Origin of the sequence: Phyllobacterium sp. CCNWLW183 (genome assembly GCF_037203775.1) — a bacterium.
GTDB lineage: Bacteria > Pseudomonadota > Alphaproteobacteria > Rhizobiales > Rhizobiaceae > Phyllobacterium > Phyllobacterium ifriqiyense.
In genome coordinates, this window is record NZ_JBBCBN010000004.1 from 273,549 (window position 1) to 273,766 (window position 218).

Consider the following 218-nt stretch of genomic DNA (forward strand, 5'->3'; position numbering starts at 1 on the left):
TCTTGCGACAGTAAAGACGACGGCGGATGCAGCCAAGGTTGGCGCGGATGCAGCAACGACGAAGCTTGCCGGTCTTTCGGATGCGACGGTTCAGGGGTCGATCAACACGGCTGCGGCGACGGTCGGGCAGTCTGTTGCCAAAGCACTTGGAGAAGGCACGACGCTGGATAAGGATGGCAAGCTTGTTCTGCCCGACTTCGGTCTGACGAGCCTTGGCA

1 protein-coding gene is annotated in these 218 nt (G+C 60.1%); it reads left to right on the forward strand.

What is annotated here, in order from left to right; all coding sequences use genetic code 11:
- Positions 1–218 (forward strand): hypothetical protein (locus V9K95_RS11825; protein ID WP_336440941.1); only part of this gene is annotated, 218 nt, incomplete at both ends.